The sequence below is a fragment of the Aeromonas sp. PS2Canimalfood6 genome, assembly GCF_048276795.1.
GTDB classification, from domain to species: domain Bacteria; phylum Pseudomonadota; class Gammaproteobacteria; order Enterobacterales; family Aeromonadaceae; genus Aeromonas; species Aeromonas caviae.
Genome location: NZ_JBLUXC010000001.1, coordinates 61,895 through 76,165, shown reverse-complemented (window position 1 = coordinate 76,165; position 14,271 = coordinate 61,895). Strand labels below are relative to the sequence as shown.

Genomic DNA, 14,271 nt, shown 5'->3' with positions numbered 1-14,271 from the left:
GGTAGGCTACCAGCCCTTTTTTGTACAGGAGTCTGGCCAGCATGTTCATCGGATTTGATTACGGTACCTCCAACTGTGCCGTCGCCGTGATGGAACAGGGCAGCCCCAGGCTGCTGACCCTCTCCGGTTCCCATTACCTTCCCTCCACCCTGCACGCCCCCCACCGGGACGCCATCGCCGGCCTCCTGGCCGAAGGGCTGGCCCCCGTCCAGCAGAGCGAATACCTCAAGCTGCGCGGTCCCGTGGTGACCCGGGCCCAGGCGGTGCGCCGCCAGATGCGCGAAGAGGGACTCATCGACGAGCTGAGCTTCGGCGGTGCGGCGCTGGCGCGCTATCTGGAAGAGCCGGACGAGGGCTACTACATCAAGTCCCCCAAATCCTTTCTCGGGGCCTATGGCCTCAAGGCTCCCCAGATCGCCCTGTTCGAGGACATCGTCTGCGCCATGATGCTGCACGTGCGCCGGGAGGCGGAGCAGCAGACGGGCAGCACCATCCGCCAGGCGGTGATCGGCCGACCGGTCAACTTCCAGGGACTGGCGGGGGAAGAGAGCAACCGCCAGGCCATCGCCATCCTGAGCGAGGCGGCACGCCTCGCCGGGTTCGAGCGGGTGGAGTTCCTCTATGAGCCGGTGGCCGCCGGCTTCGAGTTCGAAGCGCGCCTCACCGAGGATGCGGTGGTGCTGGTGGTGGACATCGGGGGCGGGACCACCGACTGCTCCGTGCTGCGCATGGGCCCGAGCCACCGTGACCAGCTGGATCGCAGCGGCGACCTGCTCGGTCACAGCGGCCAGCGCATCGGGGGCAACGACTTCGACATCCGCCTGACCGTGGAGGGCATGATGCCGCTGCTCGGCATGCACGAGACCCTCAAGACCGGCAAGCCGCTGCCCCATCCCCTGTTCTGGGACGCCGCCGCCATCAATGACGTCAGTGCCCAGAGCCGTTTCTACAGCCTGGATACCGCCCGCCAGTTGCAGGATCTCCAGCTCGACAGCCAGCCCGGCAGCAAGCTCCCGCGCCTCGCCAGCCTGCGGGCCCACAAGCTGAGCCATCAACTGGTGTGGCGCGCCGAGCAGGGCAAAATCGCCCTCTCCGACCACGAGCACAATCACCAGACCCTGAACGAGCTGGAAAAAGGGCTGGAGGCGGCACTCACCCGCCCCCAGCTGGCCAGTGCTTCCGCACCCTTGCTGGAGAAGATTGGCGAGCTGATGGACGAGGCTATCCTGGCGGCAGGCGTGCAGCCTGACCGGGTCTTCGTCACCGGCGGCAGTGCCCGCTCCCCCCTCATCAAGGCCTTCATCCAGCAGAAACTGCCCAAGGTACCGCTGGAGGGGGGTGATGACTTCGGTTCGGTGGCCTCGGGCCTCGCCCGCTATGCCGAGCGCCTGTTTGCGGACTGAAACGGCCAGGGGAGCCATGGGGGACCTGTAGACAGGTTCGCTCGGGGCGGGTGTTGCCATTTGCCGACACCCCCTCTTCCCCCGGGGCGACAGAAGCGGTCGGGCTCCTCCCCCCTCGCCCTGCCGCCCGGGCCCGGGGACGGGTATGCTTGTCATACCCACCACCGGAGCCCCTTCAATGCCCAGATACCTGCTACTGCTGCTCGCCCTGCTTCTGCTCAGCGCCTGCAGCAGTGCTCCCCGCTTTGCCTCGCAAGATCTGCAACACCATCACTGGGTGCTCGATCGGCTGGATGGCCAGGCCATCGCCAGCCGCCGCAGCAATCCCCCCGACATCGAGATCGGTGAGCACTTCACCGTCAACGGCATCGCCGGTTGCAACCGCTACTTCGGCCAGGGTCACCTCAAGGGGAACAAGCTCTGGGTCACCAGCCTCGGCAGCACCGCCATGGCATGTCCCCCCGAGCTCGATCTGATAGAGCAGGCCGTGCTCGCCACCCTGACGGAGGGGGCCACACTGAGCGGTTCCACCCAGACCCTGATCCTTCAGGGAAAACGGCACCGTTTGGAATACAGGCTGCAAGACTGGGTGTACTAGGGCTCACAAAACCGCTCGCCAGCAGGAACAACTGGCCAGGCTGTGGCACAATATGAGGCATTGTTAGCAATGGAGGCTGCCTCAGCCATGTCGATGGATCGCCTGTTTGGCAAGATCAAGCAACTGCCCACAATTCCGAAACTGCTGCACGAGCTGATGCAGAGTTTCAACGACGAGAATGCCCGCATAGACGAGATCGCGGCCAAGATCGCCATGGACCAGGTGATCAGCGTCAAGGTACTGCGGATGGCCAACTCCGCCGCCCTGCGCCGTGGCAATGAAATCACCTCCATCGAACAGGCGGTGATCCGCCTCGGTTTCAACCGCCTGCGCTCCGTGGTGGTCGCCTCCGGTATCATCAGCAGCTTCAAGGCCCCTCCCGGCTTTGACAAGCTCCACTTCTGGACCCAGACCTTCCAGGTCGCCACCATTGCCCGCACCCTGGCACAGCAGACCACCTCGGTGGATCCCGAGACCGCCTTCACCTGCGCCCTCATTCACAACATCGGCGAGCTGCTGATCCAGAGCACCCTGCCGGAAGAGGCGGGGCTCATCAATCTGGCCATCGAGAAAGGCAGCAGCCGGGTCGATGCCCAGCGGGAGATGCTGGGTTACGACTATGCCCAGCTCGGCGCAGAGCTGGCGCGGCGCTGGAACCTGTCGCCCGCCTTCGTGGATGCCATCGCCCAGCAGCTCGACCCCCTCTCCCACGATCCGGTCAGCAAGGAGGCCGTGCTCATCCGGCTCGCCGTCTTCGTCTCCTTCGCCTGGCAGGCCGGTGTACCGGCACAGGCCATCATCGCCCGTTTCCCCAGAACCCTGGCTGACCAGCTGGGGCTGGATCCCGCCAGCCTGGCGGATCAGCTGGAGCAGCTCCACGAGCAGGGCAACGCCCTTGCCGATTTGCTGACCCAGTAGATGTACAACGGCCGATCAGCAGGAGCCGGATCCCCGTCTCATTCTGGCGGATCAGCTCGAACAGCTGCACGAACAGGGCAACGCCCTGGCCGATTTGCTGACCCAATCGCGTCACGGCAGACCGCCCAGCCAAGCCGGAAGCACCGTCTCATTCTGGCCGGTCGTCACATACACACGCCCATGGACGGGATAAGATGGCCTGCGCCCATCCCCCATTCCTGAGCCTCTCTGACACAGTAGATACCATGACCCATCCCTTCCTGTTTCACCCCCAGGCGGCACCCTGGTTCAAAGAGAGTGCCGACACCCTGCAGCTCACCCTGTTCAGCGAGCTGGACGCCCCCATCCGCGAGGTGTGGCTGCGCCACGAGCCGGACAACGAGGAGTATCTGGTCGCCATGACGCCGGTCGCCACCCGGGACAGGCTTCAGGTCTGGCAGGTCGAACTGCCGCTGGCCAGGGGGCAGGAGATCCACCTCTACTGCTTCAAGTGCCTCACCGACGAGGAGCAGTGGTGGCTGCACGGGGCAGGCGTCAGTGCCGCCATGCCGCCGCGGGAGCAGCATTTCCGCTTCAACAGCCATCACCAGCCCCCGGCCTGGGTGCAGGATCAGGTGTTCTACCAGATCTTCCCCGACCGCTTCTGCAACGGCGACCCGTCGCTGAGCGTCAAGCATCACGAGTACGAGTACAGGGGCAAGGCGGTCATCAGCAAGGCCTGGGGCGAGCCGGTCAGCCGCCACGAAGAGGGGCACGGCGCCTGTGAATTCTACGGCGGGGATCTGGCGGGCATCGACGCCAAACTGCACTACCTGCAATCCCTGGGGGTGACGGCGCTCTACCTCAACCCTATCTTCGATTCGCCGAGCAACCACAAGTACGACACCCAGGACTACTTCAAGGTGGATGCGCACCTCGGTACCAATGCCCAGTTTGCCGAGCTGACCCGCAACCTGCACCAGCGCGGCATGAGGATCATCCTGGATGCGGTGGTCAACCACACCTCCACCGAGCACCCCTGGTTCTGCCCGCCGCTGGGCGCCCAGAGCAACCCGGACTCCCCCTGGCGCAGCTTCTACACCTTCGATCAAGAAGGGGATTATGTTAGCTGGAAAGGGATCCGCAGCCTGCCCAAGCTGGATTTCTCAAGCGAACAGGTGCAGGACGCCGTTTATCGGGCAGACAACGCCATTCTGCGCTACTGGATGCGCGCCCCCTACCAGATCGATGGCTGGCGCTTTGACGTCATCCACATGCTGGGGGAGCGGGGCACTGCCGAGGGCAATCGCGGCCATGTGCGCGCCATTCGCGGTGCGGTGAAGCAGGAGAATCCGGACGCCTACGTGCTGGGCGAGCACTTCTTCGAGGCGAGCCAGTGGCTGCAGGGGGATCAGGAGGACGGCGCCATGAACTACTACGGCTTCGCCCACCCCATCCGCGCCTTCCTGGCGGGGCAGGACATCGCATATCACCCCATCAAGATCAGCGCCACCGAGCTGGATCACTGGCTCAAGCTGGCGCGGGCCCATATTCCGTTCAAGAACCAGCTGGCCCAGTTCAACCTGCTGGACAGCCACGACACCGCCCGCTTCCTGCACCTGCTGGGGGAAGACAAGCAGCGGATGCGACTCGCCGCCACCCTGCTCATCACCTACATCGGCGTGCCCTCCATCTACTACGGCGACGAGGTGGGGCTCTCCGGCGGCAACGACCCGGACTGCCGCCGCTGCTTCCCCTGGGATACCACCGACTGGGATCACGTGCTGCACGACCACTATCGCCGCCTGATCCAGCTGCGCCGCCAGCGCCCGGCCCTGCGCCGGGGAGACATCCAGACCCTCTACGCCGGCCCTCACAGCTATGTGTTCGCCCGTACCCTGCAAAGCGATCAGGTGGTGGTCGCCTGCAACCGCCACCCCACGGAGCCGCGCACCATCAGCCTGCCCCTGTGGCAGACCGCCAGCCCCGCCAGCCGCTTCACCGACGCCTTCAACGGCGACAAGTTCGAGGTGGTGCAGGGGGAGGTGCAGCTCACCATCCCGGCCAACTCCGCCAGGGTACTGCTGTCGAGCTAGGGATCGCGGCAATAGAAAACCGGCGCTCGGGGCGCCGGTTTTTTTATGCCTGCATCCCCCGAAGTGGCGGATGCTGCCTCATCGCTGTTTTTCGATCCGATAGCCCTACGTCGCCATGTGTGATGCGACGAATACATCAAACATCATCTCTTCATCAGTAGTTGATGCTGACATAGGGGACTTCGGTCACATCCCACGCCTGCTTGAGGTAGACGGTGAGCACGAAGAAGAAGTTGGCCAGCAGGTTGGCGAAGCGATAGAGGATGGGATCGAAGCGCACGCCGCTCTCTTCCAGGCGTACCAGCAGACGCACCACCTTCTTGCTGCCACAGCGGCACAGGTGCAGGGTGGGAATGGGCTGGGGCCCCTGGGGCAGCACGAAGCCGGTCACCCGGCCGCGACTCGCCTCGTTGTAGTGATCGTACCGCCCCTTCAGCCAGTCCAGATCCTCCTCGAAGATCCCGAGCCGTCCCCGCACCGAGCCGTTGAGGTTGTAGATGAGCCGCTGCAGGATCGCCAGATCCGCCATCACGGGCCGGGTATCCTCATCCGGCATCAGATGAGAGAGCACGGCCCCCACCTGGCAGCAGAGCTCGTCGGTGGCGATCTCGTAGTCGCACTGGAACTGGGTTTCGAAGATGAAGGGGTAGCAGAGCTCGCGCTTGTCTCTTGGCTTCTTGGGGTTCATGGCATCGCCGGGCTGGGGAAAAGGGCAGTGTGCCAGCCCGGGGACGGGCTGGCAAACACCCCGCCCCCGCCAGCATCACGGGGGCGTCGCCAGACTAGCCGGTCGCCATCTGCTGGCCGAGCAGCCTCATGGCTTCCAGCATCCGCTGGTTGAAGCCCATGAAGCCTGCCCCCTGGGTCGCCCCGTCCTGACCCCGCGCCGCCAGCACGGTGGGCGTCAGCGCCTCCTGCTGGGAAGGGGGCAACAGGGCGTCGGCCTGCTGCTGCAACCGGCTGAGCCTCGGCAGGTAGTCCGCCAGGGGCTTGAGGCTCTCCTGCAGGGAACTGGCCCCCTGGTAGGTCTGACTCAACTTGGCCGATTGCTTGAGCTTGAGGGAGTAGGACACCAGCTGGCTGTCATCCAGTTGCAGCCCGTTCAGCCCGTCCGCCAGGGTCTTGCCGTCGCCCCCCTTGAAGAACTGCCCGGCCAGCTCGTCCAGCCCCTTGACCAGGGTGCCGATGGCATCCATCTCGGCACTGTCGAGATCCCCCTCCAGGGAGAAGTCGAAGCTCTGGCTCGACTTGAGGCTGAACTGGCTGCCGCCCCCGTCGCTCTGGGACTTGAACTGCCAGCTGTCGCTGAAGCGCAGCATCACCTTGTCCCCGTCCCGTGTCTCGATCTCGAGGAGGGCCTGCTGGCGGCTGGCCATCCTGGCATCCCCCAGATCCGTGGTCGACACCTTGCCGAAGAACTCCTTCTCGAACTCGTCGAGCCCCTTCTGGATCAGCTTGTAGCTCTGATCCATGCCGGTCTTGATGTCCTCGTTGTCCGCCCAGTCACCGAGCTGCTTCCTGGCGTCACCGAAGCCCTTGTCCACCCCCTTGCGGGCCTGCTCCATCATCTTGGTCAGGTCGTCGTCGGACTTGCCGTCCGCACGGGCCGCGCCTATCCGCCCGGTGACGAACTGCAACACGTTGTCCGCCACCGACTGGAAATCGAACAGGGTCTCCGGGGTGACCTCCTGGGGCTCCTGCACCTTGGGTGCCTTGTAGCCCTGGCCGTTGATCTCCAGCGCAAATTGCAGCGCCTGCTGGATCAGCACCTGGGCCCATTTCGGGGGCTTGTTCAGGGAGACCTCATCCCCCTTGTCCGCCGTTTTCGACTCCGTCTGTTGAGGCGATTTGGGAGCAATGCCCACTCCCTTGGGTTGGGCTGTGCCCATGCCATCAATTTGCATCATTACTCTCCCGCCTATAGTGGTGGATCGGTTATCGGCCCGACTGGCCACTTCTTGACCACAAAAAACTTGGACAATCCGCAACGGCCTTTTAAAATCCCCACCCTTTGGTTGGCTGCGGCCTTCCCCCGGTCTTTCCCCGGCTCAGCCCGGTGCATGCGAGGTATCCATGACTCAATCCCAGCCATCTTCCGCCGACGCCCAGGGCAGACGGACTCCTGCCGACTACCAGGCCCAGCTCGACGAGAAGCGCGATCGCCTCACCCAGCTGTTCGCCCCCTTCAATCCGCCCGCGCTGGAGCTGCACGCCTCTCCCGCCGAGCACTACCGGATGCGCGCCGAGTTCCGCATCTGGCACGAGGGGGATGACCTCTTCCACTGCATGTATGCACCGGCCACCAAGGAGATTATCCGGGTCGACAGCTTCCCCACCGCCAGCCTGCTCATCAACCGGCTGATGCCTGTGCTGCTGGCCGGGCTGCGCCCGCACCCCGTGCTGCGCAAGAAGCTGTTCCAGATAGACTACCTCTCCACCCAGTCCGGCCAGATCTGCGTCAGCCTGCTCTACCACCGCAAGCTGGAAGCCGAGTGGCAGCAGGCCGCCGAGGCGCTGCAGGCCGACCTGCGTGCCAAGGGGTTCGAGCTGCAACTGATTGGCCGCGCCCACAAGCAGAAGATCTGCCTGGGGGATGACTTCGTCATCGAGCGGTTGACCGTGCAGGGGCGCGAGCTGGTCTACAAGCAGGTGGAAAACAGCTTCACCCAGCCCAACGCCGCCATCAATGAACAGATGCTGGGCTGGGCCCTGGACGTGACCAAGGAGAGCGAGGGCGACCTGCTGGAGCTCTACTGCGGTAACGGCAACTTCTCCATCGCCCTGGCGCAGAACTTTCGCGAGGTGCTGGCCACCGAGATTGCCAAGCCGAGCGTGGACTCCGCCCAGTTCAACATCGCCGCCAACGGTGTCGACAACCTGATCATCCTGCGCATGTCGGCGGAGGAGTTCACCATGGCGATGCGCGGCGAGCGGGAGTTCAACCGCCTCAAGGGGGTCGAGCTCGGCGCCTACCAGTGCAACACCATCTTCGTCGACCCGCCCCGGGCCGGTCTGGACGACGCCACCGTCAAGCTGGTGCAGGATTACGACAACATCCTCTACATCTCCTGCAACCCCGAGACCCTGCAGACCAACATGGCCGTGCTCGGTGAAACCCACGAGATCGCCCGCTTCGCCCTGTTCGACCAGTTCCCCTGGACCCACCACATGGAAGCCGGGGTGTACCTGAAGCGCAAGGGCGGCTGATCCGGGCGGTTCCCCGGCTGCCCCATGGCAGCCGGGGCCGCTTTGGCCACTGAAGGGCGCGGATCCTGCCTCATCGGACCGACCCGCCACGGGACAAGTGGGGCGGCCCGATGCCAACCGGTTCATCCTGCCCCCCCTTCCCCCCGGGAGAAGGGGCAAAAACCCCCGCATTGATTAGTTATCCCGGTGCAGAGCGCGGACGCAGCCGTTATGCTGGCGACACGCCCACTCACGCCATGACCGGGGAACCACGCCACCATGCCACGCGTTCTGTTTGTTGAAGACGATCCCGAGATAGGTCAGCTCATCAGCAGCTGGCTCGGTCGCCACGACATCGAGGTGCTGCTGGAGACCCGGGGTGACCGGGCACTCGACAGGGCCATGGCCGAGCAGCCGGATCTGGTGCTGCTCGACATCATGCTGCCGGGGCAGGATGGCCTCTCCCTGTGCCGGGATCTGCGCCCGCGCTTTGCCGGCCCCATCGTCATGCTCACCTCGCTCGACAGCGACATGAACCAGATCCTGAGCCTGGAGCTGGGGGCCAACGACTACATCCTCAAGACCACGCCCCCCCCGGTGCTGCTGGCCCGGCTACGAGTCCAGTTCCGCCAGCAGGGGCAGAGCCAGCAGGCCGTGGTCCCCGCCGCCCCGCCCCAGCGCCTGCAGTTCGGCCGCCTCCAGATAGACGGCCCGGGTCGGGACGTGCGCCTCGATGGGGAGAGCATTCCCCTCTCCACCGCCGATTTCGACCTCCTGTGGGAGCTGGCCTGCCACGCGGGCCAGATCCTGGGGCGGGAGGCGCTGTTTCGAAGCCTGCGGGGGCGCGACTACGACGGCCAGGATCGCAGCATGGACGTGGCCATCTCCCGTCTGCGCCGCCGGCTCGGGGATGACAGCAACAACCCGACCCGCATCAAGACGGTGCGCCAGAAGGGTTATCTACTCGTACCCCAGGCTTGGGAATGAGCTGGTGTCTCACACGCCTGCACACCAGAAGCCAGGGAATGACAGCAACAACTCGATCTGGATCAAGACGGTGCGCCAGAAAGGTTACCTGCTGGTGCCCCAGGCCTGGGAATAAGCCCCGCCGAATGACCTTGATGCACTCAGCCTTCTCCCCTTGCGGGAGAAGGGTTGGGGATGAGGGGCAACAAGGCAATGCCCAGACGCAATCCAGGCAAGAGGAGAGCCCCCATGCGACGCCTGTTTATCCAGTTCTATCTGCTGCTGATAGGCTGCTTCACCCTCGCCATTCTGCTCATCGGGCTGGTCTATCAGGTCAGCGCCGAGCGGGCGGGGGACCGTTATCTGGAGCGGATGATGCAGGGCTCCCTCGGCCTGCTCACTGGCGAGCTGGCCCGGCTGCCGCCGGAACACTGGGCCACCCGCACCGGCGAGCAGAGCCGCCAGCTCAATCTGCCGCTGCAGATCGGCGTCCTCGCCAACCAGCCCCTGGCCAGCGAGGATCAGGCCTTCCTCGAGGCGGGAAACATCGTCATCGTCGAGGAGGATGACACCTTCCTGCAGCGCATCCCGAACACCGACAAGGTGCTGATCGTCGGCCCCGTCCCCTACCTCTCCTACCTGCACGAGCTGCACTGGGTGGACGTGGGGCTGCTGCTGCTCATCGGCCTTTCCCTCGGCCTGCCCATCCTGCTCTGGCTTCGCCCACACTGGCGCGGCCTGCAACAGCTCGAACAGACCGCCCGCCGGGTCGGCGACGGGGATCTCTCCTGTCGCACCGGTTTGCCGCCCGGCAGCAGCCTGGGCCGGGTCGGCCGCACCTTCGACCAGATGGCGGCGCAGTTGCAGGCCATGCTGGCCAGTCGCAAGCAGTTGACCGACGCCATCGCCCACGAGCTGCGCTCCCCCCTGGTGCGGCTGCGCTATCGCCTCGCCATGCTGGCCGAGCCTCCCTCACCCGAGGAGCAGCAGGGACTGGAGCGGGACCTCGGCGCCCTCGATGCCCTCATCGAGGAGATGCTCACCTATGCCAGGCTCGATCGCCCCGAACTGCCGCTGCAATGCAGCGATCTGGAGCTCGGCAGCTGGGCCGGCAGCCGCCTGGCCGACTGGCAGGCCCTGCGACCGGACAAGCGGCTCGACTTCGTGCGCCCGGCCATGGCTCTGCCCTGGCGCGGCGACACCCGATTGCTGGACCGGGCGCTGGAAAACCTCATCGGCAACGCCCTGCGCCATGCCACCAGCCAGGCAAGCCTCTGCATAGCGCGACAGGGGGACGACTATCTGCTGGAGGTCGCCGACGATGGCCCCGGCATCGATCCCGCGCTGGCCCCGCAAATCTTCGAGCCCTTCGTGCGCCTGGATCAGAGCCGGGACAGACGCACCGGCGGCGCCGGGCTGGGGCTGGCCATCGTGCGCAGCATCGCCCACCACCACGGCGGCGAGGTGCAACTGCTGCCCGGCAGCAGCGGTGCCCGTTTCTGCCTGACCCTGCCCGTACATTTGGATACAAACCGTCACCAGTCCCTCACTGAACCCCAGACGCCGTCGCCCTAGGATGAAGTCATGGAGAAACGCTCCATGTCATCAAACCGAACGAGGAACTGGAATATGAACAAGCTGATCCCCCTGACTCTGGCCGCTGTCTTCGCCCTGACCTCCGGCTTCACCATGGCTGCCACCCCGACCAAGGCCGCCGCTCCCCACGCCACCCAGACCAAGGTCGTGAAAAAGCATCACAAGGCTGCCCACGCCAAGGCGCCGGCCGTCAAGGTTGCTCCCAAGACCAAGTAAGCTGCCCGCTTCCACCATGAAAAAGGGGCCCCCGACAGGGGGCCCCTTCTGTTTTGCGCGCTTGCCGTGACTCAACCCAGCATGTAATCCGCCGGCAGTTCGATGCGGGCCACCCCGGAGGCAACCGCCGCCAGTGCCACGGCACGGGCAACCCGCGGCAGCAGGCGGGCGTCCATGGGCTTGGGAATGACGTAGTCCTTGCCGAAGGCGAGTTCACTCACGCCAGCAGCGGTCAGCACCTCGGCGGGCACCGGCTCCTTGGCCAGAGCACGGATCGCCTCCACTGCCGCAATCTTCATGGCATCGTTGATGCGGCTGGCACGGGCGTCGAGGGCGCCGCGGAAGATGAAGGGGAAGCAGAGCACGTTGTTGATCTGGTTCGGGTAGTCCGAGCGGCCGGTACCCATGATGAGATCCCCGCGCACTCCGTGAGCCAGGGCAGGCTTGATCTCGGGGTCCGGGTTGGAACAGGCGAAGATCACCGGGTTGGGGGCCATCAGGGCCACCGCCTCGGCAGGCAGTACGTCCGGGCCGGAGACGCCGACGAAGACGTCAGCCCCGTCGATGACATCCATCAGGGTACGCAGGGGGGTGTCGTTGGCGAAACGCTGCTTGTACTGGTTGAGATCGGTGCGGCCGCTGTGGATCACACCCTGGCGGTCCAGCATGAAGATGTTGTGCGGCGCAGCCCCGCACTTGATCAGCAGATCCATGCAGGCGGTGGCGGCGGCACCGGCGCCCATGCAGACGATGCGGCTGGTGCCAATCTCCTTGCCCTGCACTTCCAGCGCGTTGAGCAGCCCGGCGGCGGTGACGATGGCGGTACCGTGCTGGTCATCGTGGAACACCGGGATGTCGCAGCGGGCGATCAGCGCCTCTTCAATCTCGAAGCACTCGGGGGCCTTGATGTCTTCCAGGTTGATGCCGCCGAAGGTGTCGGCGATGGCGGCCACTGTATCGATGAACTGGGCGCTGGTCTCGTGCTTCACCTCGATGTCGATGGCGTCGATGCCGGCAAAGCGCTTGAACAGCAGGGCCTTGCCCTCCATCACCGGCTTGGAGGCCAGCGGGCCCAGATTGCCCAGCCCCAGGATGGCGGTGCCGTTGGAGATGACGGCCACCAGGTTGCCCTTGCCGGTGTAACGGTAGGCATCGGCCGGATTGGCGGCGATCTCGCGTACCGGTTCGGCAACGCCCGGGCTGTAGGCCAGCGCCAGATCGCGAGCGGTCTCGGCGGGCTTGGTGAGGGCGATGGCGATTTTGCCCGGGACAGGTTGGGCGTGGTAGTCGAGTGCCTGTTGGCGGAGATCGTGCTGCTGATCGGACATGGGGGACCCCGATACGGAAATGAATGAGTGATGCGTTGGCTCGCCAGCGGGCGAGGGCTGAGGATCATAAAGAAATCCCCCGCCCTTTCACAGCATAAAATATCGCTGGATAGCAATGACAGGCTAATCAGTAGCATGTCATGCCACCCAAAACTACCCAATTAGTTATAGATTCGATTTCAATCCATGACTGGAATGCCGGCTTTTGCCTCTGCCTGCCGGGCGATGGCCTCCGTCATCCCCTGGAAGATGAAGAGGTGAAACGGCAGCATGGCAAGCCAGTAGGCCAGCCCCCAGGCCCCCTGCGGGTGCCAGTGGGCCGTCACCCTAAGCCGGGTCAGGCCGGACTCCAGGGGCTGGATGTTGAACTCCAGCCGACCGACGCCGGGGGCCTTCATGTTGAACAGCAGATCCAGCCTGCGTCCTTCATCCACCCCGAGGATCTGCCAGGAGTCGAGCATGTCCCCCTTCACGAAACGATCCGGATTGGTGCGGCCACGGGTGCGGGCCGGGCCGCCAATCAGGTGATCCATCCATTCGCGAACCACCCACAACTCGTTCATGTAGAAGTAGCGCTGCTCACCCCCCAGTTGTTGCAACACCTGCCACACCACCTCGGGGGCGGCGAGGCAGATGGCATCGCCGCTGGCGGTGCGGTCATAGAAGCCGTACTCGGGATGGCGCCAGCGCAGGCCGAGCGGGGTCTCCTCCCCCTGCTGCTCGGCGCCCAGCCGCTGCTCCAGAGAGAGGCTCTCGGCCAGCGCCTCGTCGAAGCTGAGCAGATGCTGGGGCAGCAGGGCGCGCAAGGGGCCATCATCCGCCGGGATGTCGTGCTTGAGCCCCCCCACCAGCGCCTTGGCGATGGGTTGGGGAACCGAGGTGGCGAACTGCAGCCACCAGGCGGAGAGCCGGGGGCTCAAAAAAGGTATCGGAATGATGGGGCAGCGTTTGCCGATATGGGCTGCGAACTTCTGGAGCTGCTGCTGGTAGCTGAGCAGCTCGGGGCCGGCCGCATTGAAGATCTGGCCATCCACCCCGTCGGCTTCCACCAGCCCGCCCAGATAGTGCAAGAGGTTGGAGAGGGCAATGGGGGGCGTGCGGGAGCGCACCCACTTGGGCGTCACCATCATGGGCAGGTTGTACACCAGATCCCGCATCACCTCGAACGCCGCCGAGCCGGGGCCTATGATGATGCCGGCACGCAGCTCTACCGTGGGCACCCCTGCGCTGCGAAACAGCTCCCCACAGTAGCGCCGGGAGTTGAGGTGGCGACTGTTGCAGGGCTCGGGCTGGATGGCGCCGAGATAGACGATGCGGCGCACCCCGGCGGCACGGGCGGCGGCGGCGAAGTTCTTCACTCCCTGCTGCTCCAGCCGGTGAAAACCGGCCCCCGCCCCCATGGCGTGAACCAGATAGAAGACGGTGTCGACCCCCGCCAGCGCAGGGGGCAGGGTGGCCGGCTTGAGGCTGTCGGCGAGGCGAAACGCCACCCCCTCCGGCAGACGGCAGGGACGACGGGCCCCGGCGATGACCCTGTACCCCAGACCCTGCAGATGAGGCACCAGGTAGGATCCTATGTACCCGGCAGCTCCCATCACCAGACATGTGCGCATCGGCTCTTCTCCCTTGGTTGAGCCAACACCATAGGGCAAAGCGGGGAATTACAGAATGGCGGCCAATAAAAAAGGCACCCGATGGGCGCCTTTTTCAGAATTCTTCAGAAGCAAGATTACTTCTTGGAGGTCAAGCCACCGAAACGCTTGTTGAACTTGTCTACGCGGCCGCCGCTAGAAACTTCTTTCTGCTTGCCGGTGTAGAACGGGTGGCACTCGGAGCACACGTCCAGGTTCAGATCTTTACCGATGGTAGAGAAGGTGTTGATGACGTTACCGCAAGAGCACTTGGCGGTGATGGCTACGTAGTCAGGATGGATACCAGCTTTCATGGACAACCTCAATTATCAGGCCGTGTCGCCATCCGATCTC

13 protein-coding genes are annotated in these 14,271 nt (G+C 64.8%); 8 read left to right on the top strand and 5 right to left on the bottom strand.

What is annotated here, in order from left to right; genetic code table 11:
• Positions 1 to 41 precede the first annotated feature (41 nt).
• The 4 genes from yegD (at position 42) to malZ (ending at position 4,994) form a co-directional block, all read left to right on the top strand.
• Positions 42 to 1,403, top strand: a complete 1,362-nt coding sequence (yegD, locus tag ACNPAA_RS00350; RefSeq protein WP_042878606.1) for a molecular chaperone — start codon at positions 42 to 44, stop codon at positions 1,401 to 1,403.
• A 178-nt stretch (positions 1,404 to 1,581) separates the two neighbouring features.
• Positions 1,582 to 2,001, top strand: coding sequence for an META domain-containing protein (locus ACNPAA_RS00345; RefSeq protein WP_010676067.1), 420 nt, complete (start codon positions 1,582 to 1,584; stop codon positions 1,999 to 2,001).
• Positions 2,002 to 2,070: 69 nt separating this feature from the next.
• Entirely contained in the window at positions 2,071 to 2,919 is an 849-nt protein-coding gene (locus ACNPAA_RS00340; RefSeq protein ID WP_039039670.1) for an HDOD domain-containing protein, read from the top strand.
• A 245-nt stretch (positions 2,920 to 3,164) separates the two neighbouring features.
• Positions 3,165 to 4,994 (top strand): maltodextrin glucosidase, encoded by a 1,830-nt coding sequence (gene malZ / locus ACNPAA_RS00335; protein WP_029314873.1) that lies wholly within the window; start codon positions 3,165 to 3,167, stop codon positions 4,992 to 4,994.
• Positions 4,995 to 5,148: 154 nt separating this feature from the next.
• Here malZ and ACNPAA_RS00330 read toward each other — a convergent pair whose 3' ends face one another.
• Complete coding sequence (locus ACNPAA_RS00330) at positions 5,149 to 5,682, bottom strand: ATP--cob(I)alamin adenosyltransferase (protein ID WP_113069216.1); 534 nt, start codon at positions 5,680 to 5,682, stop codon at positions 5,149 to 5,151.
• A gap of 94 nt (positions 5,683 to 5,776) precedes the next feature.
• Positions 5,777 to 6,898, bottom strand: coding sequence for a DUF5610 domain-containing protein (locus ACNPAA_RS00325; RefSeq protein ID WP_103243913.1), 1,122 nt, complete (start codon positions 6,896 to 6,898; stop codon positions 5,777 to 5,779).
• Between the two features lie 169 nt (positions 6,899 to 7,067).
• Between ACNPAA_RS00325 and trmA the strand changes: the two genes are divergently transcribed.
• From trmA to ACNPAA_RS00305, 4 genes are all read left to right on the top strand, one after another.
• Entirely contained in the window at positions 7,068 to 8,201 is a 1,134-nt protein-coding gene (gene trmA / locus ACNPAA_RS00320) for a tRNA (uridine(54)-C5)-methyltransferase TrmA (RefSeq protein ID WP_171864745.1), read from the top strand.
• A gap of 258 nt (positions 8,202 to 8,459) precedes the next feature.
• The gene (gene rstA / locus ACNPAA_RS00315) at positions 8,460 to 9,167 is read left to right on the top strand and encodes a two-component system response regulator RstA (RefSeq protein ID WP_417891493.1); all 708 of its coding nucleotides are present in this window, start codon (positions 8,460 to 8,462) and stop codon (positions 9,165 to 9,167) included.
• A gap of 228 nt (positions 9,168 to 9,395) precedes the next feature.
• Entirely contained in the window at positions 9,396 to 10,721 is a 1,326-nt protein-coding gene (rstB, locus tag ACNPAA_RS00310; RefSeq protein WP_417891492.1) for a two-component system sensor histidine kinase RstB, read from the top strand.
• Between the two features lie 54 nt (positions 10,722 to 10,775).
• Complete coding sequence (locus ACNPAA_RS00305) at positions 10,776 to 10,958, top strand: hypothetical protein (protein ID WP_010676075.1); 183 nt, start codon at positions 10,776 to 10,778, stop codon at positions 10,956 to 10,958.
• Positions 10,959 to 11,029: 71 nt separating this feature from the next.
• Here ACNPAA_RS00305 and ACNPAA_RS00300 read toward each other — a convergent pair whose 3' ends face one another.
• The 3 genes from ACNPAA_RS00300 to rpmE all read right to left on the bottom strand — a co-directional run bounded on the left by ACNPAA_RS00300 (position 11,030) and on the right by rpmE (position 14,231).
• Positions 11,030 to 12,286, bottom strand: coding sequence for a malic enzyme-like NAD(P)-binding protein (locus tag ACNPAA_RS00300; RefSeq protein WP_043153426.1), 1,257 nt, complete (start codon positions 12,284 to 12,286; stop codon positions 11,030 to 11,032).
• A 179-nt stretch (positions 12,287 to 12,465) separates the two neighbouring features.
• Positions 12,466 to 13,899 carry a DUF2867 domain-containing protein gene (locus tag ACNPAA_RS00295; protein WP_417891491.1) on the bottom strand — a complete coding sequence of 478 codons (1,434 nt, stop codon included), beginning with the start codon at positions 13,897 to 13,899 and terminating at the stop codon, positions 12,466 to 12,468.
• 116 nt (positions 13,900 to 14,015) lie between these two features.
• Positions 14,016 to 14,231, bottom strand: coding sequence for a 50S ribosomal protein L31 (gene rpmE, locus ACNPAA_RS00290; protein WP_010676078.1), 216 nt, complete (start codon positions 14,229 to 14,231; stop codon positions 14,016 to 14,018).
• Positions 14,232 to 14,271: the final 40 nt, after the last annotated feature.

What these genes read in the sequence shown, in the direction of transcription:
- ACNPAA_RS00340 (WP_039039670.1), top strand. Translation starts at nt 2,071, where the DNA reads ATGGAGGCTGCCTCAGCCATGTCGATGGATCGCCTGTTTGGCAAGATC.
- ACNPAA_RS00325 (WP_103243913.1), bottom strand. Translation starts at nt 6,898, where the DNA reads ATGCAAATTGATGGCATGGGCACAGCCCAACCCAAGGGAGTGGGCATT.
- malZ (WP_029314873.1), top strand. Translation starts at nt 3,165, where the DNA reads ATGACCCATCCCTTCCTGTTTCACCCCCAGGCGGCACCCTGGTTCAAA.
- rpmE (WP_010676078.1), bottom strand. Translation starts at nt 14,231, where the DNA reads ATGAAAGCTGGTATCCATCCTGACTACGTAGCCATCACCGCCAAGTGC.
- rstB (WP_417891492.1), top strand. Translation starts at nt 9,396, where the DNA reads ATGCGACGCCTGTTTATCCAGTTCTATCTGCTGCTGATAGGCTGCTTC.
- ACNPAA_RS00345 (WP_010676067.1), top strand. Translation starts at nt 1,582, where the DNA reads ATGCCCAGATACCTGCTACTGCTGCTCGCCCTGCTTCTGCTCAGCGCC.
- trmA (WP_171864745.1), top strand. Translation starts at nt 7,068, where the DNA reads ATGACTCAATCCCAGCCATCTTCCGCCGACGCCCAGGGCAGACGGACT.
- rstA (WP_417891493.1), top strand. Translation starts at nt 8,460, where the DNA reads ATGCCACGCGTTCTGTTTGTTGAAGACGATCCCGAGATAGGTCAGCTC.
- ACNPAA_RS00295 (WP_417891491.1), bottom strand. Translation starts at nt 13,899, where the DNA reads ATGCGCACATGTCTGGTGATGGGAGCTGCCGGGTACATAGGATCCTAC.
- ACNPAA_RS00305 (WP_010676075.1), top strand. Translation starts at nt 10,776, where the DNA reads ATGAACAAGCTGATCCCCCTGACTCTGGCCGCTGTCTTCGCCCTGACC.
- ACNPAA_RS00300 (WP_043153426.1), bottom strand. Translation starts at nt 12,286, where the DNA reads ATGTCCGATCAGCAGCACGATCTCCGCCAACAGGCACTCGACTACCAC.
- ACNPAA_RS00330 (WP_113069216.1), bottom strand. Translation starts at nt 5,682, where the DNA reads ATGAACCCCAAGAAGCCAAGAGACAAGCGCGAGCTCTGCTACCCCTTC.
- yegD (WP_042878606.1), top strand. Translation starts at nt 42, where the DNA reads ATGTTCATCGGATTTGATTACGGTACCTCCAACTGTGCCGTCGCCGTG.